The following is a 20970-nucleotide window of genomic DNA, read 5'->3' as shown; positions in this document are numbered from 1 at the left end:
CACACACGACATGGCGTCAACGGAATATTGTGAACGAGTTGTTCACCCCTCTTGGGCGGAGAGCGGCGCGGTGATCTCCCGCTTGAGGATCTTGCCGCTCGGGCCCAGCGGCAGGGCGTCCGTCAGCCACAGCCGGCGCGGGTACTTGTAGGCCGCGACCCGGTCCCGGACGAAGCGCTGCAGTTCCTCGGTGCCGGCCTGGGCTCCCGGCCGCAGCACGACCGCGGCGGCCACCTCCTCGCCGAGCCGCTCGTCGGGCACCCCGAGGACCGCGGCGAGGGCGACGGCGGGATGCTCGTGCAGCACCTCCTCGATCTCGCGCGGGTAGACGTTGTAGCCACCGCGGATGATCATGTCCTTCTTCCGGTCGACGATGAACAGGTAGCCGTCCTCGTCCTGGCGGGCCAGGTCCCCGGTGCGCAGCCAGCCGTCGGGGATGGCAGCGACCGTCTCCTCGGGGCGGTGCCAGTACTCCTTCATCAGGTTGGGCCCGCGCACGACCAGTTCACCGACCTCTCCCGGTACGACGTCCCGGCCGGCGTCGTCGAGCAGCCGGACCTCGACGTCGCGGATGGGTGTGCCGATGGAGCCGGGCTTGCGCGGGCGGTCGGGGTGGTTGAAGGAGACGACCGGGCTGGTCTCGGACATGCCGAAGCCTTCCAGCACCATGCAGCCGAAGCGCCCCTCGAACCCGTGCAGGATCTCCACCGGCAGGGACGCGCCGCCCGAGATGCACATGCGCAGACTGGACACGTCCGCCGCGGCGGCGCCCGGGTGCTGGAGCAGCGCCGCGTACATGGTGGGGACGCCCTCGAACACGGTCGCCCGGTCACGGGCGATGGCATCGAGCACCGTCTGCGGCTCGAAGCGCGGGACGAGCGTGAGGGACGCGCCGCTGCGGACGGCGACGTTCATGGTGCAGGTCTGCCCGAAGATGTGGAACAGCGGCAGGCAGCCGACGATCACGTCGTCGGAGGTCAGCCGCTGGACCTCGGCGACATTGACCTCGGTGTTGTGGCGGAGTCCGGCGTGGGTGAGCGCGGCGCCCTTGGGCCGGCCGGTGGTGCCCGAGGTGTACAGCAGTACCGCGATGTCGTCGCCGGCGGCGGCGGTCACCTCGTACCGCGGTTCCAGCCGTGCCAGTTCGGTGGCGAACGCGCCCGGTTCGACCACCAGGCGCCGTACACCGGCGGCGTCCGCCCCGGCTGCCCCCTCACCGGGCGCGAGGTGCCACTCGAAGAGCAGGACGGCGCCGGAGTCCCGCAGGTGGTACTCGGTCTCGCGCTCCTTCAGCAGCGGGTTCAGTGGCACCACGATGCCGCCGGCGCGCAGGACCGCGTAGTACAGGACGACGAACTCGGGCACGTTCGGAAGCATCAGCGCGACCCGGTCGCCGGTGCGCAGGCCCTCCGTGCGCAGCAGCGCGGCGGCCTGGGCGCTCAGCCGGTCAAGATCGGCGTAGGTGGTGGTCGCCGTCCCGAGCCGCAGCGCCGGGCTTTTGGGCAGCCGCCGCGCCGTCTCCACCAGGAATTCCGCCAGATTGGCCATGATGCCTCCTCGCACACATGCGCTCACCGCGCTCGTCGGGGTCCCGCCCCCGACGCGGGGTCCCGCCCCAACGCTCACGGCATGGTCGCCCGCACGGTCACGGGGGTCCATGGCGACGCCCACAGTTCCCTCCTGGCCGAGTTGTTCCTGGGAACAAACCGACCCCCGTACGCTGCGGACATGGGTCTGCAGAATGTGGTCGCCGCGTTGCGCGTGCGCCTTCCGGAGCTGGGCGAGCTGATGACCGAGCGCATCCGTGCGGAGGTCGAGTCGTACGCCGACGACTCGCTCATCCCCTTCGCGTCGCTCAGGGAGTCCTGCGCGGGCAACGCCGATCTGCTCCTCGGCCGTTTCGCCCACGGCGCCGAACCCGACGTGGGGGCCGCGCAGCAGACCGGCCGGCTGCGTGCCGAACAGGGTGTGCCGCTCGCGGACACGCTGCACGCCTACCGGGTCGGATTCGAGCTGCTCTGGTCGGAGATGGTCGACGAGGCGCGGCGGCACCCGGAGGTGACGGACGCCGAACTGGTGGCCGGTTCCTCGGAGATCTGGGCCCTGTTCGGCCGGTACGCGGAGGCCGTGGCGGCCGCCTACCGTGAGGCCAGTGCGGAGCTGGCGCTGCAGCGCGAGGCGCGCCGCTCGGCTTTGGCCGAGGCGCTGTTCACGGGCGCCCTCGCGGATCGTACGACGCCGTGGGAGGCGGCTCGGCAGCTCGGTCTGCCGGAGCGCGGCCCGTACACGGTCGTGGCCGCGGCGGTGCCGGATCCCGGCCAGGAGCCGCTGCCCGGCATCGAGGCGGCGCTGCGCCGCTCCGGGGTGCCGTCGGTGTGGCGGCTGCTGCCGGACCAGCAGATCGGGCTGGTCTCGCTCGCGCACCGGGACGCGGAGAAGGTGAGCCTGCGGGCGCTGCGGCGACGGCGGGCGCGGGTCGGCGTCAGTCCCCGGTTCGACTCGTTGCGGGACACTCCGCAGGCATTGCGTTTCGCCCGGCTGGCACTGGCCGGACTGCCTGCCGACGGGCCGGGGGTCGCCCGGTTCGACGACAGCCCGCTGGCGATGCTGGTGGCCGCGGCGCCCGCTGAGGCCAGCCGGCTGATGGAGGTCGCCCTGGGTCCGCTCCTCGACCTGCCGGAGGCGGAGCGGACACGGCTGCTGCGGACGCTGGGGCACTGGTTCGGTGCGGGAGGGGTGGCCGCCGAGGCCGCCGAGCGGCTCTTCGTCCACCCGAACACCGTGCGCTACCGGCTGCGGCGCATCGAGGAGTTGACCGGTCGCTCGCTGTCCGACCCGATCGCCCTCGCCGACCTGGGTGCCGCGCTGTACGCCCTGCGGCTGCTGCCTTCCTGAACAGTCGGCTGCGGTGCTCGGCGGTCCGTCGCCGTGAGTCGGTTTCCCCGGCGCTCCCGCCTCCCGCGTGGCATTGGCGCCGTCTGGCTACCGGGACCCGTACCCGAAGGCATCGGTCGACGACTTCCGGGTCTGCGGCAGGACGCTGACCGCGGGCGAGGTGGCGGCACCGGCCCGGGGCGAGCAGCCCCACCCGCCCGGCGCTCCCGCTCGGCGCGGCGGTACCGACGGTCAGCCCTTCGCCAACAGGCGGATCACCTCGCCGAGTTGGCGGCGTACTGCCGGATCGGCGATGAGTCCGTCCTCGTCGAGCGCGTCCCGGCCGACCGGAATCCGCACACAGGCCGGCTCCACCACCTTCGCGCCCGTGTAGCCCAGCACCGTTCGCAGCGTGGCCTCCGCGCCCTGGCCACGGCCCGGGGCGGCCGCGTTGATCCATGCCGCCGGCTTGTCGCAGATCTGCGTGCCGCCCACGGTCCAGTCGAGCAGATTCTTGAACGACCCCGGCAGAGTGCCCGCGTACTCGGGGGTGCAGATCAGGACTCCGTCCGCACGGTCGAGCGCCGCACGCAGCGCGGCGACCGGAGCCGGCAACGGGTCGGTGTCGTCGTCGGGGTTGAAATGCGGAAGCCGGGCCAGGTCCTCGTAGCTGACCGTGTCGACGCCCACGGACGGCGCCACGGTCTGTGCGGTACGCAGCACGGCCTCATTGGTGGAGCCCTTCCGCAGACTCCCGGACAGCAACAGAATCACCGGCCATGACATCACCCGCTCAACCTACCGCCCTTCGGGTCGCGGGTTCGCGCCAGATGAACACCTCGGCGCCGGGGGCGCGTTCGGAGAACGGGCCCGCTGGTGAGGCCGGGACGAGCAGGCGGCGCAGGAAGCCGGCGGCAGCAGCCCTCGGCCGGCGCGGCGGACCGGCCCCAGGTATCGCCCGACCAGTTCATCGATGTCTTGGTATGGCACAGCGGGGTACGGCAGCCCCTCGACCGTACGGGTCCTCACGTCCGACAGGTGTACCAGTGCCGCGCCGGGGCGCAGCATGCCGCGTACGGTCCTGGCCACGGCTCGTGGCTTCGGCAAAGTTCGCAGGAGGCAGCCGCACCCTCGAAGAGGGTCTCGTCCCGCTCCCAGTCGTCGTTCATCGGGAGGGGATCCATTCCGTCGAGAAACCGACTCAGCGGTTTGGTCAGGCCCGTCATGTCGAGGGCCACGCGGTGGGGACTCAGCTGTTGGCGGCGGCCAGAGGCGTTGCCGACTTCTGCCGCGCCTCCGCGATCACCCGGGCACCCCGGTCCGGTGCGGTGTCGAGGCGGACGAGGACGGCCGGCGCGGCGATCGCGGGGAGCAGATGGTCGAAGAGGGCCGACATGCGGTGATCGAGGTCGGCCCAGCCCGCGACCGCCTGAGAGACGAATTGCACGCCGATCCACGCGCCGAGGAACACCTCGGCGGTCTGCTCGGGCACCACGTGCGGAAGCACCTCGCCGCGCTCCTTGGCCTCGGCCAGCACGGCCCCGGTCAGCTCGGCCCAGGCCGGCCAGGCGCTGCCGAAGACATCGCGGCCCTGGAGGTCCGCCGAGAGCCGGACGCCCGCGAGCAGCATGGGTTCTTGGGGCAGCCGCTGGGCCAGGGTCATGCCCGTGTCGACCCACTCCTGCAACTTCAGTTCCCGGGTGACGTGGTACTCGGTGGTGATCTGCTCCTGCAGCACTCCCTGGGCGAGGGCCGCCTTGGAGTCGAAGTGGAAGTACAGGGCGCCCTTGGTCACACCGGCGCGGTTGAGGATCTCGGCGATGGTCGCCGCCGCGTATCCGCGCTCGGCGAAGACCGCTGCGGCGGCTTCGAGAACAGCACGTCGGGTCCGGACAGCTCGCTCCTGCTGAGCCATGGACCCTCCTCAAGCTGAAAATTAAACCAAACAGGTCGTACCTTACCGCAGCACATGTCAACGCCGAGGTGCAGCGGGTCAGTTGTCGTGGACTTGGCACATGCGCCTGACATGAGCCTCGAAAGGGCTGGAACCCAGGATTTTTGAACGCGTTCAAATATGCGGCTACGCTGGGCGCAGCGAACCGAGGAGGCTCGATGAAGGTGGTTCTGCCCGGGGGAACCGGACAGGTGGGCACGATTCTCGACCGGGCACTGACGGCAGCCGGGCACGAGGTCACCGTGTTGACCCGGCGACCGACGCGGGAACGACAGGTCGCATGGGACGGGGTCACGCTCGGTCGCTGGGCCGAGGTGGTCGACGGCAGCGATGTCGTGATCAACCTGGCCGGGCGCAGCGTCTCCTGCCGCTACACCGCCGAGAACCTGCGGGCCATGATGGATTCACGGGTGGACTCGGCGCGGGTGGTCGGGGAGGCGATCGCCGCCGCCGCGCGGCCACCGCGGGTGTGGCTGCAGATGAGTACGGCGACGATCTACGCCCATCGCTTCGACGCGGCGAACGACGAGGCGACAGGGGTGATCGGCGGCTCGGAGGCCGGAGTCCCGGAATACTGGGCGTACAGCGTCGACATCGCCCGGAACTGGGAGCGCGCGCAGTCCGAGGCACCGACACCGGCGACACGGAAGGTGGCGCTGCGCGCGGCGATGGTGATGAGCCCCGACCGGGGTGGCGTCTTCGATGTGCTGCTGGGACTCACCCGGTGGGGGCTGGGCGGACCGGTCGCCGGTGGGGCACAGTACGTCTCCTGGATCCACGACGAGGACTTCGTACGCGCGGTGGAGTTCCTGATCGAGCGGGACGACATCGACGGACCGGTGAACCTCGCCTCCCCCGGCCCACTGCCGCACCGGGAGTTCATGCGGGCGCTGCGCGCGGCGTGGGGCGTCCCCGTGGGGTTGCCGGCCACACGGTGGATGGCGGAGCTGGGGGCGCTCGCACTGCGCACGGACACGGAGTTGCTGTTCAAGAGCCGCAGGGTGGTCCCGGGCCGACTGCGGGAGGCCGGGTTCGACTTCGCGTATCGCCAATGGCGGCCGGCCGCCGAGGACCTCGTACGACGGGCGAGGTCGTCCCGGGCCGGGCGCAGGCGGGCAGGGGCGGCGGCGTCCGCACGGCGGAACTGACCCCTCACGGGCGACGGCCTTCGCGCGGCGGCTCTGTCCCGGTCACCCGCATCGGATCCGACCCCGGTCACGGACGACGCAGTGGGCTTCGGTCACGGACCACGGAGTGGGCTCCGGGTCGCCCGGGTGGCTGCCAGCAGCGCCAGCGCGACCACCTGGATCGCGGACACGACCGTGATCAGCAGGGGAATCGAGTAGCCGTACAGGCCGCCGGTCAGCGCGCCGCCCGCCAGGCTCGCCGCGCCGACCACGCCGGCGAAGAGGCCGTACGCGGTCGCGCGCCGTCCGCTCGGCACCAGGTCCGCCACGGTGGCGCGCAGGGTGGACTCCTGGATGCCCAGGGCGGCGCCCCAGACCAACGCCCCGGCCACCGCGACGGCGACGGTGTCCGTGAACGCCAGCAGCGCCACGCCGGCCGTGAGCACGGGCAGGCCGACCAGGACGCGCGGGCCGAACCGGTCGTACAGCCACCCCGTGGCCAGTGCCGCCACGGCGTCCACGAGCATCGCCGCCGCGTACAGCACCGGCACCCACACGGCGGCCATCAGACGGTGCTCGACCAGGTGGTAGGAGAGGAGACCGAAGGTGGCGAAGCCGGTCGTGGTGGCCGCCGTGAACGCGGCGTAGGTCCAGAACGCCCCTGGCAGCCGCCCGCCTTGAGACTGCTCCGGCGGCGTCGCACCGACGGTCGTCCCACGCTCGTACGCCTCCGGGTCCGGCACCCGGGCCCTGAGCCACAGCAGCAGCACCAGAACCGCGACACCGGGCAGTGCCAGCACGCCGAGCGCCGGCCCGTAGTCGCCGCCGGTCAGGGCGAGCATGCCGGCCACGAGCAGGGGGCCGACCAGTGCGCCGATCTGGTCCATGGCCTCGTGCACGGCGAAGCCACGGCCCCGCCCTGTCGCCGCCGTCGCGTGCGACAGCAGGGTGTCCTTGGCCGGAGACCGCACCGCCTTGCCGACGCGCTCCGCGGTCACCAGGGCACAGGCCGCCCACAGGACACCGACGACACCGAGAAGCGGAACGGACGCGACGGTCAGCGCGTACCCGGCGATCGCCAGCCCCCAGAAGCGGCCGGTACGGTCGGCGAGCGGGCCCGAGACCAGCCGCAGACCCAGCGCGGCGGCCTCCCCCGCGCCCGTCACCATGCCGACCACCAGGGCGGACGCGCCCAGCGAGGCCAGCAAGGGGCCGGTGACCGAACGGGCGCCCTCGTAGACGAAGTCCGCGAGCAGACTGACCGTGCCGAACCACACCACGAACCGCCAGGGCCCCATCACGGGCCGCTCCGGGTCCGGACCTCGGTCTCCCGCTCTCATGGTCTCATCGTGTCGTCCCGCTCACGTCTGCCGGAAGTGGCCCGGTCTGCCGTCGACCGTCACCGGGCGGCCCAGCTGTGCGGCCCTGGTACGCGGCATCAGCATCCAAGTCCGTCCTCGCGGTGCAGGGCGGCCGAGTGGGGGAGGGCGGCGCCGGCCGTGTGGATGCGGCGCCGCCCTCCGGACGGCTCAGGCCACCAGCGTGGTGGCGGGCCGCTCCGCCGCTTCGAGCAGGGCCGTCAACGTGGCCCGGGCGCGGGCCACTCGGGAGCGGACCGTGCCGATGGGACAGTCGCTGAGCTCGGCGGCTTCCGCGTAGGGCAGGCCGAGCAGCTGGGTGAGGACGAACGCCTCCCGGCGCTCGTCCGGCAGACGGGCCAGCAGGTCCAGCAGGGCGATGCCGTCGTCGAATCCGGGCAGGTCGCGCGGCTGGGCCGACTCGACCGCCAGTTGCCAGTCCGCCACGTCCGACAGCCTGGGCCGCGCGGCGGCGTACCGGTAGCTGTCGATCACCGCGCGGCGTGCGATGGACAGCAGCCAGGCGCGTGCCGAGGAGCGGCCCTCGAAGCGGTGCAGGCTGCTGATCGCGCGCAGGAAGGTGTCCTGAGCGAGGTCGTCGACGGCCTGGGGATCGGTGCAGAGGTGGGCGACGTAGCGCTGGACGTCACGGTGCAGGGCACGGACGAAGTGCTCGACCGCGTCCGCGTCGCCGCCACGGGCGGCCAGCGCCCAGGCGGTTATCGACTCGTCGGCAGATACCGCCGGGTCGCACGCGGTCCGCGATGCGGGCAGGACAGAAGTGATCACCTGGTGTCCTTCTCGGGTCAACTGTGACCGGACCGGGGCGCGGGTGAGCGCGGAGGGTCCGGTGAGTGAGGAGACGGTCCTACGGTGCGCGGCACCACAGCAGGAGGCTGCGGCCGGATCGTCACGGCACGGCGGAGTGCTACGACACGGAAGTGCTACGGCACGGGCGTGCTACGACATGCGCACGGACGTACGACCGTGGCCCGAGGCGCACAGGGGCGGCCCCGGGATACCGGCTGTCATCAGACGACAGCGGTCCCCACGGGAGGCCCGCGCGAGGTGATCGCGTGGATGAGGAGATCGAGGCTGGGTGCCCGGTCGGAACGGGGCCGGCGCGGACGCCGGTCCGGGCGGTCGCCGGTGACGGGCAGGGCCAGCAGCAGCCTCAGTGGCGCGGCCAGCCGTCCGGCCACGGCCCGCAGGATGCGGAACGCGGCCTTCTCGCCGTACGCCAGCCAGAGCCCGGTGAGGAGCGCGGCCAGCAGGTGGGCGGCCGGCATCCCGAACGACGAGGTGCCGCCGTCCATGGAGTGCCCCATGTGCGGCATGGTTCCCATGGGCATGTGCCCCATGCGACCCATGTCCATGGAGTCCATCGGCACGGACCCCATGTCCATGCCGGTGCCCATGGCCATGCCCGCGTGTCGGGGCGCCGTGGAGGGAGAAGTCCCGACTGCCGACTGGGCGAGGGAGAAGGCCGAGTGCAGTGCCGTCTGGGCGGCGACCACGAGCGGGACGATCAGCCACGGCCCGCGCTCACGGCCCGTCAGGCACCAGCCCACGACACCGGTGCCGGCGAGTCCCGCGGCCAGCGCCCAGGCGGGAACGTCCCGGCCGGACATGAGGACGTGGCCGAGGGCGGCGAGCACGACACAGACGGCCGCGAACACCGCGGCCCGTACTGTGCGCGAACACCACCCTGCTGTCATGTCGGCCCATCCTCGCATCCCGGCTTTCGTCGTCATGCAGAGGTACGGATACTGCCCCGCCGTCACACTCACCGCACCGGAAGTGACACACGTCATGACTCGGTGCGGGAACCAGCAAGCCGTCGCCCACGACTGCCAGGAAAGGGGCTCTGCCGGGTCGTCACCTGCGAGGTCGTCAGAGGATGCCTTCGCCCGGGCGGACCACCACCGCGAGCGTCCTGACCGGGCCGCTGCGGGCGAAGTGCAGCGTGAACGGCACTAGGTCGCCCGTGCGCCATCCGGGGCGCGCCCGCAGCGTCACGTCGAGCCCGCGCGGCGCCATGGATACCGTGCCGCCCGCGGGAACGGGCACGGAGTCCACCACGTCCCGGTAGGCGGTCCCGGGGCCGCTCATCCGGTGCCGGCTGAGTCCGGCCTCCCCACCGGTGCCGGGGGACGTCACCGCGAGCAGCCGGTCGTCCGCACCACCGCTGTTGGTGATGACGAAGAAGGCGGCCGTCTCGGTGGTTCCGCCGTAGGGCAGCAGGACGCGTCCCGACGAGACGGCGATCCGGGCCGGCCGGCCCGCCTGGCCGGCCGTCACCCAGGTGGTCAGTCCGGCCAGCGCGGTACTGAAGGCGACCACGGGCGCCAGTGCGGCGAGCAGCGCGTCGGTCAGCCGGCGGCGACTGGGACGCCAAGAGGTGCCGGCCGTGTCGTCGGTCGTGCCGGCCGTGTCGTCGGTCGTGCCGGCCACGTCGCCGGTCGTGCTGGTGGTCAATGGGGGGTCCTTCGGGTGCCGCGGCGGACATCGGGGTGAGCGGGCCGGTCATGGCGAGGGGGGAGGGTGACGAGGCTCGATGAGGGCCTCGGTGGCTTCTCGACGCGCTTGACGCAGGCCGCGCAGGTCGTTCGGCCGACGGTCAGGTCGGTCGTCGCCGGGGATGAACATCAGCGCCGGCAGCACGAGGAAACCGCACGGGGCGGGAGGTGGTACGGCCTCGCGCCACACCCCTTCCGCGCCCGAGCCGGATCGCCGGGGCTCGACCCTCAACTGCCTCTCCTCGTCCTGCCGTTGAGCGGCGACCGGACGGCGCCGCGACGATTCAGAGGTCGGGCCGGAAGGGAGGCAAGTTCCCGGCGCCACATGTGGCTCCTGTCACTGCCCCACAGCGGGCTTCGCGTTCGCTCACCCGACGGTCGGCAGGGCACTCGACTCGGTGCTGCGCGCGGCTGGTTGAGGAGCCTCCCGGATCTCTGTGGGAGTCTGCAGCCCCCCGGCGGGGGGCGTGACCGAACACCGGCCGGTGCGCCGGGTGCGGGGACGCCCCCCACGCGGGACCATGGGCGTCCGGGCGCCGCGCGGCGGGTCCCGGCGGAGGACGGGCGACGAGGAGGATGCCGTGTGCCGACTGTTCGGACTGATCAGTTCCCCGCTCCGCACGCACGCCACGTTCTGGCTGCTGGACGCCCCCGACAGTCTCAGCGCGCAGAGTCACCGCGAACCCGACGGCACCGGTCTCGGCTTCTTCGACGCGGACGGCACGCCCGAGGTGCACAAGGCACCGATCGCGGCCTATGAGGACCGCGTCTTCGCCAGGGAGGCACGGGAAGTCGAGTCGGCGACCTTCCTCGCGCACATCCGGTTCGCCTCGACCGGCGGGCTGGACGTACGCAACACACATCCCTTCGAGCAGCGGGGGCGGCTGTTCGCCCACAACGGTGTGATCGAGGGGCTGGACGAACTCGACCGCCACCTGGGCGAGGACCGGGCGCTGGTGCACGGCGACACCGACTCCGAGCGCTTCTTCGCCCTGGTCACGCGGGAGACCGCGAAGCACCGCGGGAACGTGTCCGCCGGTCTGGAGTCGGCCGCACGCTGGGTGGCCCGGAACCTGCCGCTGTTCGCGCTCAACGTCGTCCTCGTCACCGCCCGGGAGCTGTGGGCGCTGCGCTATCCCGCCACCCACGAGCTGTACGTCCTGCGGCGCCCGGCGGGCGGTCACCAGGGCTCACGGCATCTGGACCACAGCGGCCGGGGCGGTCACCTGCGGGTGCGTTCGGCGCATCTGGGAGATCGTCCGTCCGTCGTCGTGGCCAGCGAGCGCCTGGACGAGAGCCCGTACTGGCAGCTCATGGCGCCCGGCGAACTGCTCCACGTCGGCCCCGACCTGCAGGCGGCCTCCCGCATCGCACTCGCCGATCCCCCGGCCCACCCCCTCACCCTGTCCGACCTGCGCCCCGAGGCGGCGGCCTCCCAGCGGCCCGCGTAGCCCGGCAGCCGTCCCAGTGATCCGCCTCACCGGCTCAAAACTTGCGCAACCCGTAAAATTTCCGTCGTGGAGACTACCGAAGTGACGGGTTGGGAGACCGCCGTGCTCGACGGAGGGCCGGCGGACGGGCTGCGGATGAAGGTCTCCGACCGGCCGCGCGTGATCCAGGTGACGTACCCCTGCCCGGTCGAGGCCGCACCCCCCGGCGGCATACGCGCGGACGCGGTGTACCTGTACCGCCGCGACTACGCCGTCACCAGCGAGCCGCTGCGGTACGGCTTCGACGTCGCCAGTCCCTGAACCGGTGGGAGACCTCCGCCACGCGCAGGTCCTCACCGGCGGTCAGGCGTCCGAGTCGGGCTTTCCGCGCGCGGCCTCGTAGGCCTGGGACGGTGTCATGGAGACCCCGTTGAGTTCGACGGTCTTGTAGGGGCTGACCTTGGCGCAGGTCTTGGCCTGGTCGGCCGTGGAGGCGTGGGCGTTGGAAACGGCGGCGTGGGTGTCCGCGGGCGCCGGCGAGGAGCTGCCGCCCGGGTAACTGCTGCCGCTGGGCCAGTCGCTGCCGATCACCAGGGTCAGGCCCGTGCCGGTGCCCTGCTTCAGGTGCGAGGAGGACAGGCCCAGCGCCTTGGCGGCCGTCTGTGCCTCGCCCTTCTGACCGGTGCCGTAGGTCAGGGTCGTGGTCGTGGCGGGGCTCGGCGCGTTCGCCGTGGACGTCTCGGGGCTGAAGCCCTGGTCGGTCAGCGCGGTCGCGATGTCCGAGGCACGGCCGGTCACCGAGGTGCCGTTCTCGACGGTGACGGCGATCCGCGACGCCGGTACGGCAGGGGCGGTGGGCTTGGTCGTCGCCTGGGCCGCCGCGGACTTCTTGCCCGAACCGGTGGTCAGCGACTGGTCGTCGGCGATGGTGGAGAACAGCGTCCTGGCGCCGGGGCCCACGACGACGCGGTCCTTGTTGTTCGGGTCGGGGGCCGTCTGCATCGTCGTGAAGGTCATCCGGTTCGTCGGCACCTTGTTCACGTCCGACGCGAGTGAGATCAGCTTCTTCACGCTGCCCAGGCCGTCGTCCACGGTCAGCGCCTTCGTCGCCGCGTCCGCCAGGTCGTACACCGCCGTCGGATCGGTGAGCGTGCCGGCGCTCTTGAACTTGCGGATCATCGCGCTGAGGAAGATGTGCTGCGAGATCGTACGGCCGAGGTCGCTGCCGTCGCCGAAGCCGTGCCGGGAGCGGACGAACTCCAGCGCCGCGACGCCCTTCAGGGTGTGGGTGCCCTTGGACAGCTTCAGGTGCGAGTAGGTGTCGTAGACCTTGTCGCTGACACAGACGGAGACACCGCCGACGGCGTCGGACATCTTCACCACGCCGGAGAAGTCCAGCTTGACGAAGTGGTCGATCGGGATGCCGGTGAGCTGGTGGACGGTGGCCACCTGACAGGCGGGGCCGTACTGCAGGGCGCTGTTGATCTGCCCGTAGTAGCCGTTCGTGGACTGGCCGCTCTCGCTGTCCTTGCAGGCCGGGACCTTGGCCATGGTGTCGCGGGGGATGCTCATGACCGTGGCGTTGGAGCGGTCGGCGGAGACATGCACCACCATCTGCACGTCCGCGTTGCTCCCGGTCTGCACCCCGGTCTTCGAGCAGCCGCCGCCGAGCTTGCAGTCGGCCGCGCTGGTACGGCCGTCCGACCCCATCACCAGGATGTTGATCGGGATGCGGCCGAAGGCGTCCGCCTTCTCGGTGCCGCCCTTGCCGTCGAGCGCGACGCTGTGGAGGTTGCCGTTCAGGTGCTCGTAGAACCACCAGCCCGCACCGGCCGTGACCACGATGAGGGTCGACAGGCCTATCGCGAGTATCTTCAGCACCCGCCTGCCCCGGCCCGCCTGACGGGCCCGGCGCCCCCGGCTGCCGCCGTGCGAGCGGGCAGCCGCCCGGGCCGCGGCCCGTCCGCCCGGCGGACGCGGCCCGTCGGGCTCGGCCGCTCGCTGTCCGGGCACCCTCGCGCTACGGCTGCGGGTGGCCTGGCCGGCGGGCCCGTCCCACGGGTCGCTCATCTCCCACTCCCCTGAACGGTCGGGCCGTCAGGCCGGGCCGTGCGGCGTACGGCCAGACCCGCACGGCGAGGTACGGGCGGGCGGAACACGCGGCTCCGCCTTGCTTGCGTGGTTGCGCAATCTAACAAACCCGTGGCCCGAGCAGTGCAGCTCCACACAAGATTGCACAGGTGAGGCATCTCATGGAGCGGGATGCGGACCCGGGAGGGTACGGGAGCGGGAGTCTACGCGCCTTGTATAAGAAAGGACCCCGATGTGAGTGAGAACGGCCGGCGCCGTCAGCCACCGATTCTGCGCAGGCCCTGGGCGGGGAGCCAGGCGTGCCGGGAGCGGGCGGTCAGCTGTCCGACCATCACGCGGACCAGGGTGACGACGTCGGGGTCGTCGATGTAGTAGACCTGCCGTCGGCCCTCGCGGCGGGAGCGGACGAGGCCACCGAGCTTCAGCTTCGCCAGGTGCTGGCTGACCGCGGGCAGCGCGCCGCCCACCCGGTCCGCGAGATGGGTGACATCGCTCTCCCCCTGCGACAGGGCCCACATCAGGTGCAGCCTGGCGGGCGAGGCGAGCAGGCCGAACGCCGCGGCGGCCTCCGCCAGCACCTCGGCGGGCGGGTCCTGGAAGCCAGCGGCGTTCTCCGTCACGGTTCTCTCCCGTCCCGCCCTCGTCACAGTCGACGCACACGCGCCCACCCAGTGTAGGCGTCCGGATTCCGGGGGCGGGCGCGGGCGATCGGTCTTCGTGGCAGTGCCCGACGCATCGCACAGGCGTCTCCTGGGGTCCGGCGATCGGCGGCTCCCTTGCGCTGCTCATCGGCTACCGCATCCTCTTCGGAAACTCCCGCGACTGATCCGGTTCGGGTGCCACAGCACTGCAGAAGCGGCACTTTTCATCCCTACGGGTGAATCAACGGATGGATGTCCGGACTCCTCCCGCTCTGTGCGGTGTGCTGGGCCACGTAGCCCTGACGCCGTCACAGGGCCCGGCCGTACCAGGACAGGGGGAACGGACCGTATGGGTGTCTTCGTTCTGTGCGCGTGGCTGCTGACCGCCGGTCTCGGCGGGTACCTCGCCACGGTGTGGGTCCGGCACGGTGGACTGCGGCAGCGCACACCCGGTGTGACACGGCTGCCGTTGTGGCTCGTGCTCGGCCATGTGGGCCTCGCCGTGGCCGGACTCGCCGCCTGGACCGCCTACGTGGTGCGAGGGGTGCGGGGTTCGGCCTGGGCCGCCTGCGCGGTCGTGCTGATCGTGGCCGCGTTCGGCTTCATGATGCTGCTGCGCTGGCTGCCCAGTTCCGGACGGCACTCCCGCGGGGCCGCCACGGCCGAGCGGCACTTCCCGCTCACGGCCGTCGTCGCCCACGGTACGACCGCCGGCGCCACCGTACTGCTGGTGCTCCTCGTCGTCCTGGACAAGGTGTGAGCGAGCGTAGGTGCGCTTCGCCGGCCGCCCACGGGGCGGCTGCGGCCCGGCTTGCCGGGCGCAAAGTCGCCGGACGGTGGCTGCCGGGCCTGGTGGGGCGGCGGAATCCGTGGTGTGCTGGTAGTGGCGGGAAGGACCGAGAACAGACGCGGGGAAGCGGCTGGGAGCCGTGCACCGCGCAATCCGGATCCGCGAGAAGCGGGTGGCCCTTCCCGCCCTGTCGTACCGCCTTCCCGAACGGCCCAGCGGACATGGAGGACCGGCCGGCGAAGCTCCCGCGGCCCGGTGGTCGGCCGCTCAGCCTCGTCCGCCGCTGAGGTTCCCCCACCGCGGCCCGATCTGCTTCCACTCCTCGTCCCACTCGGCCATGCGCCGCCGGATCAGCCGACTGCGGACCAGCCATCCCGCGGCCCAGACCGCCGCACCGGCCGACGGGGCGACGAGGGCACCGGTGAGGGCTGTCTGCAGGTCCGCCGCGGCGCCGGTGACGGGCGCGGAGACCACGTGGCCCGACCGGTTGGTCCACACGGTCACCTGGGATCCGGCGGGGGCGCCGGGCCGGACCTTCGCCTGGTCGGTGTGCACCCTGCCGTGGTCGTCCGTCCAGCGCACGGCGGCCCATACCCGCCCGTCGTCGTAGCCGCTCGCGGAAGTCGGGGTCCTCGCCGCGCCGTCGATGAGCACGGCGGACACGGCGTGCACCTGGGCCTGCCGGGCGGAGAACGCGGAGTCGGCGGTCTGCACCGCCGCCAGACCGGCGACGGCCCCGCCGAGGACGGCGAGCACCCAGGTCACGAGGACGATCCAGGCCTCGACCACGTCGCTGTGCCGCCTGAGCGGATTGCGCCGCCAGCGCCACAGCCGTACCCGGGCGACCGTCGTGGGAGGTGTCCGGTTCATCGTCACCGCCTCCTCTCGCGCACCGGCGGCTTCGCCGCACACTCCGCGGGGTGCCACGACACCATCGTGCACCTCAAACCGGCTGTCGGCGGTGCGAGCGCCGAAGAGGGGCATGAAGAGGGGCACAACGACCTCACGCCGGCCCGCGGAGTCGGGACGTCCGGCCCTGCTGCCGAGGACCGAAGGGCACTGGGCGCACGGCAGGAGGCCGGCGGAGGGTTGGTTCAGGAGCGGCATCGTCCCCCGCGGTGCCGCTCCGTCCCCCGCGGTGCCGCTCCGTCTCACTGCGCCATGCCGCGCGCACCGGGGCCGGAGCAGGCGAGGAGACAGTCACGCACCCAGAAGAAGCCGGCCATGACCCGTAACGACGCCCGCGCGCACCGACGCGTCGACCTCGACCCGGTCGAGGCGCTGCGGCTGCTGGGCAGTGTCTCCCTGGGGAGGATCGTCTTCACCCGGCAGGCGCTGCCCACCGTCCGTCCGGTCAGTCACGTCCTGGACGACGGCGACATCGTCATCCGCACCCACGAGGGTGCGGAGCTGACCGCGCAACCGCGGCAGGGCGGCGGCGAGGGCGTGGTGGTCGCCTACGAGGCCGACGCGCTCGACCCGGACACGCACCTGGGCTGGAGCGTGGTGGTCACCGGCTACGCCCGGCTGGTCACGGACCCGGCGGACCTGGCCCGGATCCGCACGCGGCTCGCCCCCTGGTCACCGCAGGAGGGCATGGACCACGCCGTGCGCATCAACCCCTGCCTGATCACGGGCGTACTGCTCACCGACACGGCGGCCACGGCCTCTCGGTACGGGACTGTGGACGCTGAACACCGTCCGGCGTCCCGGCCGCCGGGTTCGTGCCCGTGCGGCGGCTAGGACGGCGTGAGCGGCAGATCGTCGGTGTAGGCGTTCACCGGCTGGGCGATGGGGCGGGTGGCCTTGGCGTCGAGGGCCGCCTGCGCGGTCCTCGTGCCGAGACTGCCGTGGGGGTGCCAGGTGCCGGTCACCGCGAGCCAGGTGTTCGCGGGCGGCGCCTCGGTGCCGTACACGCGGACCTTGACGGTCTGGGAGTCCGCCGCGCAGCACGTGAAGATGATGCGGGTCAGGTAGAAGCCGTCGTCGTCCTCGGCGGGGGTGACGAAGCCCGTCAGCCGGACGATCCGGCTCCCGATGGCACGGCTGCGGTCTTGTTGGACGCGTTTGGTGAAGTCGGTGAGGGTCAGGGGCAGCGGTGAGGTGGCGGGCAGCGCGGCGAACCCCTTCTGCACCGCGACGGGCTTGCTGTTCGAGCGTGCCGCGGTGTACGCGCCCAGGGCGGGCGGCGCGTAGCACAGCAAGCTGATCGCCGGGAGGAACAGCAGCCAGGCGATGCGCGGGGTGCCGGCGTGGTCGTGGCCGTGCTCGTGGCCGTCGTGGCCGGTGTGCCGCGGTTGGTCCCGTACGGCTGCCGCGGCCAGGCCGAGCAGCAGGAGGACGGCGCCGGAGACGATCAGCAGCGGGCGCAGACCGGCCTTGACGTAGCGCAGGTAGATGTCGGTGAAGAGGGCGGTGTGCAGCAGGCCGGTGCCGGTCAGCGTCAGGAGCAGGGTCTGGACGGGGCGTTTCACAGCAGTGCGCCTCCGATCAGGACGCTCGCGGCGACCGCCACGACGGTGGTGGCCGTGGAGAAACGCCAGGCGAAGGCCCGCCCGAAGGTGCCGGCCTGAAGGGCGATCAGCTTCAGGTCGACCATGGGCCCGACCACCATGAACGTGAGCCGCGCGGTCGGCGAGAACCCGGTGAGGGAGGCGGCGACGAACGCGTCGGCCTCCGAGCAGACCGCCAGCAGCACGGCGAGTCCGGCCAGGAAGAGCACCGAGAGCCAGGGTGAGCCGGAGAAGGCGTCGAGGACGGAACGCGGCACGGCGACGTTGAAGGTGGCGGCGGCCATGGCCCCGAGCACGAGGAAGCCGCCGGCGTGCAGGAAGTCGTGCTGGAAGCCGAGCCGGAACTCGTTCCAGCGACTGCGGCCGTGCTCGTGGCCGGTGTGCCGGTGCCGCAGGACCGGCCGCAGCCACTCCTCCTTGCCCAGCCAGAGCCACAGCCAGCCCATCACGGCCGAGGCGGCGAGGGAGGCGAACAGCCGCGCGGCGACCATCGCGGGGTTGCCCGGGAAGGCGACGGCGGTGGCGGTCAGTACGACGGGGTTGACGGCGGGCGCGGAGAGCAGGAAGGCGAAGGCGGCGGCGGGGGTGACTCCCCGTCGGATCAGGCTGTGGGCGACGGGGACGGAGGCGCACTCGCAGCCCGGCAGCACCGCGCCCGCGACACCGGCGACCGGCACGGCGAGGGCGGCTCTCTTCGGCAGGACCTTGGTGAACAGGCCGGCCGGCACGAACGCGTTGATGGCACCGGACAGGGCGGTGCCGAGGAGGAGGAAGGGCAGGGCCTGGACGGTGATGGCCAGGCAGACGGTGCGCCAGGCCTGGACGGCCGGGTGGTTCAGCCACTGGGCGCCGCCGAGGAGGAGCACGGTCGCGGCGCCGGCCGCGATCGCGAGGGCGGCGCCGAGCGGCCACGGCCGGATGCGGCGCAGGGGCGGCGAGCCGACGGGGACGACCGCCACGCCGTCGACCACATCAACCAATTCATCCGATTTTTCCATTATCACTCCGGATGTCGGTGTCTGGCCGACGATAAGCGAGACACGCGATCCGCCCGCGCGTACACGCCGCCGCATGACCGGCTCATGCGGCGCAATGCGTCCCATTGGTGGCGTCGGCGGCGTCGGTGGCTCTTCTCACAATTCGCCGGCGACCGGCGGGAAGGTGACGGCTGCCACTTCGCCCCGGACGCGATTTGTCTACGTTCGGGGCCATGCCGTCTCGCCTCTCCCCCACCGCCGCACGCACGCGGACCGGCGTCGTCCTGGCCTCGGTCGGAACCCTCCTCTCGGCCGGCGCCCTGCACCCGGCACCGGCCGCGGCCGCCTCCGCTCCCGTCGCCTCCCCGCATGTCACGGCCGCCGTGCTCGACCTGGACGGAGCCGGCCGCACCCCCGTGGTGCACGGGAAGGACACTGCGTACGACACCGCCAGCATCGTCAAGGTCGACATCCTCGCGGCGCTGCTCCTCCAGGCCCAGGACGCGGGACGGCGGCTCACCGCCGATGAACGCGGGCGTGCCGAGCCGATGATCGAGCGCAGCGACAACACGGCGGCCAACGCGCTCTGGCGGCAGATCGGCCAGGCCCCCGGGCTGGCCGCCGCCAACAAGCGCCTGGGCCTGACCTCCACCACGGGCGGGCCCGGTGCCAGGTGGGGGCTGACGCGGACGACCGCGAGCGACCAGATACGGCTGCTCAGGGCCGTGTTCGACGGTACGCCGGCGAAAGCCGGCTCCGGCGGGCTGACCACGGAGTCCCGGGCCTACATCCGTACCCTCATGGGCCACGTCGTCCCCGAGCAGACCTGGGGGGTCTCGGCCGCCGGCGGCTCCGGCTCCCCGCGGGCGCTGAAGAACGGCTGGCTGCAGCGCAACACCTCCGGCCTGTGGGACGTCAACAGCGTCGGTCAGGTCACCGTGAAGGGGCACCGCTGCCTCGTCGCGGTCCTGTCGAACGGCAGCGCCTCGATGCGTGACGGGATCTCCCTGGTGGAGAAGACGGCCCGCCGGGCCGTCGCGTGAGCTCGGCCCGTCGTCACCGGTCCACCGGGCGGCGCGGGCGGACGAGGGCGGTGCCGGTGAGCGCCGCCAGAGCGGCCAGACAGAGCCAGGCGAAGGTGTCGCCGACGCGGTCGTAGACCGTGGTGACGCCTCGTACGGGCACGTAGGCGACCGTGGTCTGGCGGCCGGTCGTGAAGTAGTCGGTGGTGGCGAGGAGGTGACCCTCGTCGTCGAAGGCGGCCGAGACGCCCTCCGCGTCCTGGCGGACCAGGGAGTAGCCGCCCTCGACGGCGGCCAGGGCCGCCTTGTCGGTGTGGGCGCCGCCGTACTCCTTCCAGTCGTGCGCGGGTACGAGCATGATGTCGGCGCGGGTACGCACCAGGGCCGGGAAGTCGGCGTCGTAGCAGATGACGTTCGCGAGCCGGCCGTACGGGGTGCGGACCACCGGCACCTGGCCGTCGCCGGGCGTGAACCGCTCCGAACCGGGGATGGGGCGGGCCTTCTGGTAGGTCCACAGCACCGTGCCACGCGGGTCGATGAGGAGTGCCTCGTCCCGGCCGTAGGCGGGTGCGGTGGTGCTGTAGACGCGCACCCCGATCTCCAGGTAGATGCGCGAGCGCCGGGCCTCTGCCCGGGCGGCGGCGAGGGCGGCGGACCTTTGCGGCTCCTGGGTCCTGACGGCTTCCTCGGGCCAGATCACGATCTTCGCGCCCGCGGCGGCCTCGCGCCGGGTCGCGGCCAGCAGGTCGTTCTCGACCGCGGTCATCGCCGGCCGTACCGCCGAGGCGGGGGCAGCGGCGACGCCACCGGGGCCGTCGGCCAACCGGGCGAGCGTGGCCCGCAGCCGCTCGGTCACGGCGCGGGACGGACTGATGCCGGCGATCCGTACGGTCGTGCCCTGGGGCGGGAGGAAGGCGAGCCGGGCACCGCCGGCGAGCAGGACACTGAGCAGGACGGCGATGCAGACGAGGCCGCCGCGCCAGGAGGGGCGGTCCCCGTGGCCCCAGATGCGGTTGACCGTGCTCGCCACGTAACCGATGAGGAAGCCGATGCCCCAGGGGCCGGTGACCGAGACGACCTGGAGCAGGGGCAGGTCCGCGTGCTGGGTGACGGCCAGGGAGCCGTAGGCCGTGCCGAACGGGGACAGCAGGGTGATCAGGAACTCGGCGGCGGCGACACCGGCCGGGAAGACCAGTGCGGCCGGCGCCGGTCGCAGCCGGTTCGCCAGCAGTCGGTCGGCCAGAAAGGGCAGCGTCTGCAGGGCGGACAGGGCGAGGGCCCCGGCGAGCACCACGGCGTTGAAGCCGATCGCCGACTCCTGGATCCAGAAAACGGCGGCCCCGAGGTGCGCCGGCCAGATCCACAGCGCTCCGGACCAGGCGCGGCTCAGCCGTGTGAAGCGCAGGAGGAGGACGGGGAAGATCCAGGCGGCGGCCGTGATGTCCCATCGGCCCCCGACCGCGAAGAGCATCGTCCCGGTGCCGAGCAGCAGGAGGGGCCAGACGTGCCGGTGGGCGCGAGCCGGCGGCGAGGACGGTTCTTCCGTCCGGTCCGTCGGGCGGGGCGGTGCCGGTGGGGCTGTGTTCGTCATGGTCCGGACGCTAGGGCGGCCCACCCCGCCGGGCCTCGGCCCGGATGCCGATCCTCGGCGCGCTGACGCATCTTTCGATGCGC

General features: G+C 72.4%; 20 protein-coding genes and 2 pseudogenes. 8 read left to right on the top strand and 14 right to left on the bottom strand.

The features are described 5' to 3' along the window. Positions 1-42: 42 nt before the first annotated feature. The gene (locus ACZ41I_RS14200; RefSeq protein ID WP_468514177.1) at positions 43-1548 is read right to left on the bottom strand and encodes a long-chain-fatty-acid--CoA ligase; all 1506 of its coding nucleotides are present in this window, start codon (positions 1546-1548) and stop codon (positions 43-45) included. A 180-nt stretch (positions 1549-1728) separates the two neighbouring features. Between ACZ41I_RS14200 and ACZ41I_RS14195 the strand changes: the two genes are divergently transcribed. Continuing rightward, the gene (locus ACZ41I_RS14195; RefSeq protein WP_468514176.1) at positions 1729-2895 is read left to right on the top strand and encodes a PucR family transcriptional regulator; all 1167 of its coding nucleotides are present in this window, start codon (positions 1729-1731) and stop codon (positions 2893-2895) included. A 231-nt stretch (positions 2896-3126) separates the two neighbouring features. Here the strand turns inward: ACZ41I_RS14195 and ACZ41I_RS14190 are convergent, their stop codons facing one another. The 3 genes and pseudogenes from ACZ41I_RS14190 to ACZ41I_RS14180 form a co-directional block, all read right to left on the bottom strand. Next, the gene (locus tag ACZ41I_RS14190; protein WP_468514409.1) at positions 3127-3660 is read right to left on the bottom strand and encodes an NADPH-dependent FMN reductase; all 534 of its coding nucleotides are present in this window, start codon (positions 3658-3660) and stop codon (positions 3127-3129) included. 7 nt (positions 3661-3667) lie between these two features. After that, positions 3668-3963: pseudogene (locus tag ACZ41I_RS14185) on the bottom strand (SAM-dependent methyltransferase); the annotation flags it as partial. A gap of 160 nt (positions 3964-4123) precedes the next feature. Next, positions 4124-4789, bottom strand: a complete 666-nt coding sequence (locus ACZ41I_RS14180) for a ScbR family autoregulator-binding transcription factor (RefSeq protein ID WP_399767583.1) — start codon at positions 4787-4789, stop codon at positions 4124-4126. A 197-nt stretch (positions 4790-4986) separates the two neighbouring features. Here ACZ41I_RS14180 and ACZ41I_RS14175 point away from each other — a divergent pair, with 197 nt between their 5' ends. Further along, complete coding sequence (locus ACZ41I_RS14175) at positions 4987-5976, top strand: TIGR01777 family oxidoreductase (RefSeq protein WP_468514175.1); 990 nt, start codon at positions 4987-4989, stop codon at positions 5974-5976. Positions 5977-6068: 92 nt separating this feature from the next. Here the strand turns inward: ACZ41I_RS14175 and ACZ41I_RS14170 are convergent, their stop codons facing one another. The 4 genes from ACZ41I_RS14170 to ACZ41I_RS14155 form a co-directional block, all read right to left on the bottom strand. Beyond that, positions 6069-7295 (bottom strand): MFS transporter, encoded by a 1227-nt coding sequence (locus ACZ41I_RS14170; protein ID WP_468514174.1) that lies wholly within the window; start codon positions 7293-7295, stop codon positions 6069-6071. 189 nt (positions 7296-7484) lie between these two features. Further along, positions 7485-8102 (bottom strand): sigma-70 family RNA polymerase sigma factor, encoded by a 618-nt coding sequence (locus tag ACZ41I_RS14165; protein ID WP_468514173.1) that lies wholly within the window; start codon positions 8100-8102, stop codon positions 7485-7487. A gap of 242 nt (positions 8103-8344) precedes the next feature. After that, positions 8345-9031: a hypothetical protein gene (locus tag ACZ41I_RS14160; RefSeq protein ID WP_468514172.1), complete on the bottom strand. Its 687-nt coding sequence runs from the start codon at positions 9029-9031 to the stop codon at positions 8345-8347. A gap of 175 nt (positions 9032-9206) precedes the next feature. Next, a complete protein-coding gene (locus ACZ41I_RS14155) occupies positions 9207-9767 on the bottom strand; it encodes a copper chaperone PCu(A)C (RefSeq protein ID WP_468514408.1) in 561 nt (186 codons plus the stop codon). A 646-nt stretch (positions 9768-10413) separates the two neighbouring features. Between ACZ41I_RS14155 and ACZ41I_RS14150 the strand changes: the two genes are divergently transcribed. Together ACZ41I_RS14150 and ACZ41I_RS14145 are read left to right on the top strand one after the other, a co-directional pair. After that, on the top strand, positions 10414-11283 hold the full coding sequence (locus ACZ41I_RS14150; RefSeq protein ID WP_399767562.1) for a class II glutamine amidotransferase: 870 nt from the start codon (positions 10414-10416) through the stop codon (positions 11281-11283). 66 nt (positions 11284-11349) lie between these two features. Beyond that, entirely contained in the window at positions 11350-11583 is a 234-nt protein-coding gene (locus ACZ41I_RS14145) for a hypothetical protein (RefSeq protein WP_363218970.1), read from the top strand. 42 nt (positions 11584-11625) lie between these two features. Here the strand turns inward: ACZ41I_RS14145 and ACZ41I_RS14140 are convergent, their stop codons facing one another. Together ACZ41I_RS14140 and ACZ41I_RS14135 are read right to left on the bottom strand one after the other, a co-directional pair. Next, positions 11626-13332, bottom strand: coding sequence for an LCP family protein (locus ACZ41I_RS14140; protein WP_468514171.1), 1707 nt, complete (start codon positions 13330-13332; stop codon positions 11626-11628). A gap of 278 nt (positions 13333-13610) precedes the next feature. After that, entirely contained in the window at positions 13611-13973 is a 363-nt protein-coding gene (locus tag ACZ41I_RS14135) for an ArsR/SmtB family transcription factor (protein WP_363219514.1), read from the bottom strand. A 128-nt stretch (positions 13974-14101) separates the two neighbouring features. Here ACZ41I_RS14135 and ACZ41I_RS14130 point away from each other — a divergent pair. Then, a pseudogene (locus tag ACZ41I_RS14130) lies at positions 14102-14179 on the top strand (GlsB/YeaQ/YmgE family stress response membrane protein); the annotation flags it as partial. 164 nt (positions 14180-14343) lie between these two features. Then, positions 14344-14754 (top strand): hypothetical protein, encoded by a 411-nt coding sequence (locus ACZ41I_RS14125; RefSeq protein ID WP_363219515.1) that lies wholly within the window; start codon positions 14344-14346, stop codon positions 14752-14754. Between the two features lie 297 nt (positions 14755-15051). Here ACZ41I_RS14125 and ACZ41I_RS14120 read toward each other — a convergent pair whose 3' ends face one another. Beyond that, complete coding sequence (locus ACZ41I_RS14120) at positions 15052-15654, bottom strand: Rv1733c family protein (protein ID WP_399767552.1); 603 nt, start codon at positions 15652-15654, stop codon at positions 15052-15054. Positions 15655-16008: 354 nt separating this feature from the next. Here ACZ41I_RS14120 and ACZ41I_RS14115 point away from each other — a divergent pair, with 354 nt between their 5' ends. Next, positions 16009-16527 (top strand): pyridoxamine 5'-phosphate oxidase family protein, encoded by a 519-nt coding sequence (locus ACZ41I_RS14115; RefSeq protein WP_399767549.1) that lies wholly within the window; start codon positions 16009-16011, stop codon positions 16525-16527. Here ACZ41I_RS14115 and ACZ41I_RS14110 read toward each other — a convergent pair. After that, the gene (locus ACZ41I_RS14110; protein WP_363219518.1) at positions 16524-17258 is read right to left on the bottom strand and encodes a TIGR03943 family putative permease subunit; all 735 of its coding nucleotides are present in this window, start codon (positions 17256-17258) and stop codon (positions 16524-16526) included. The genes ACZ41I_RS14115 and ACZ41I_RS14110 overlap by 4 nt on opposite strands. Beyond that, the gene (locus ACZ41I_RS14105; protein ID WP_468514170.1) at positions 17255-18295 is read right to left on the bottom strand and encodes a permease; all 1041 of its coding nucleotides are present in this window, start codon (positions 18293-18295) and stop codon (positions 17255-17257) included. Before ACZ41I_RS14105 ends, ACZ41I_RS14110 begins: the two co-directional genes overlap by 4 nt. A 212-nt stretch (positions 18296-18507) precedes the next feature. On the opposite strand from ACZ41I_RS14105, the gene ACZ41I_RS14100 reads away from it, so the two are divergent. After that, on the top strand, positions 18508-19317 hold the full coding sequence (locus tag ACZ41I_RS14100; RefSeq protein ID WP_468323912.1) for a serine hydrolase: 810 nt from the start codon (positions 18508-18510) through the stop codon (positions 19315-19317). 13 nt (positions 19318-19330) lie between these two features. Here the strand turns inward: ACZ41I_RS14100 and ACZ41I_RS14095 are convergent, their stop codons facing one another. Beyond that, positions 19331-20887 (bottom strand): nitrilase-related carbon-nitrogen hydrolase, encoded by a 1557-nt coding sequence (locus ACZ41I_RS14095; RefSeq protein WP_468514169.1) that lies wholly within the window; start codon positions 20885-20887, stop codon positions 19331-19333. Positions 20888-20970 lie beyond the last annotated feature (83 nt).

This window comes from Streptomyces sp. NPDC030799, from assembly GCF_055572255.1.
The sequence above is the reverse complement of the archived record's forward strand: the minus strand, read 5'-3'. Positions and strand labels throughout refer to the sequence as shown.

Excerpts from the sequence above, each read along its gene's own strand:
- ACZ41I_RS14200 (WP_468514177.1), bottom strand. The coding sequence starts at position 1,548 with ATGGCCAATCTGGCGGAATTCCTGGTGGAGACGGCGCGGCGGCTGCCC.
- ACZ41I_RS14195 (WP_468514176.1), top strand. The coding sequence starts at position 1,729 with ATGGGTCTGCAGAATGTGGTCGCCGCGTTGCGCGTGCGCCTTCCGGAG.
- ACZ41I_RS14190 (WP_468514409.1), bottom strand. The coding sequence starts at position 3,660 with ATGTCATGGCCGGTGATTCTGTTGCTGTCCGGGAGTCTGCGGAAGGGC.
- ACZ41I_RS14180 (WP_399767583.1), bottom strand. The coding sequence starts at position 4,789 with ATGGCTCAGCAGGAGCGAGCTGTCCGGACCCGACGTGCTGTTCTCGAA.
- ACZ41I_RS14175 (WP_468514175.1), top strand. The coding sequence starts at position 4,987 with ATGAAGGTGGTTCTGCCCGGGGGAACCGGACAGGTGGGCACGATTCTC.
- ACZ41I_RS14170 (WP_468514174.1), bottom strand. The coding sequence starts at position 7,295 with ATGAGAGCGGGAGACCGAGGTCCGGACCCGGAGCGGCCCGTGATGGGG.
- ACZ41I_RS14160 (WP_468514172.1), bottom strand. The coding sequence starts at position 9,031 with ATGACAGCAGGGTGGTGTTCGCGCACAGTACGGGCCGCGGTGTTCGCG.
- ACZ41I_RS14140 (WP_468514171.1), bottom strand. The coding sequence starts at position 13,332 with ATGAGCGACCCGTGGGACGGGCCCGCCGGCCAGGCCACCCGCAGCCGT.
- ACZ41I_RS14125 (WP_363219515.1), top strand. The coding sequence starts at position 14,344 with ATGGGTGTCTTCGTTCTGTGCGCGTGGCTGCTGACCGCCGGTCTCGGC.
- ACZ41I_RS14120 (WP_399767552.1), bottom strand. The coding sequence starts at position 15,654 with ATGAACCGGACACCTCCCACGACGGTCGCCCGGGTACGGCTGTGGCGC.
- ACZ41I_RS14115 (WP_399767549.1), top strand. The coding sequence starts at position 16,009 with ATGACCCGTAACGACGCCCGCGCGCACCGACGCGTCGACCTCGACCCG.
- ACZ41I_RS14105 (WP_468514170.1), bottom strand. The coding sequence starts at position 18,295 with ATGGAAAAATCGGATGAATTGGTTGATGTGGTCGACGGCGTGGCGGTC.
- ACZ41I_RS14100 (WP_468323912.1), top strand. The coding sequence starts at position 18,508 with ATGCCGTCTCGCCTCTCCCCCACCGCCGCACGCACGCGGACCGGCGTC.
- ACZ41I_RS14095 (WP_468514169.1), bottom strand. The coding sequence starts at position 20,887 with ATGACGAACACAGCCCCACCGGCACCGCCCCGCCCGACGGACCGGACG.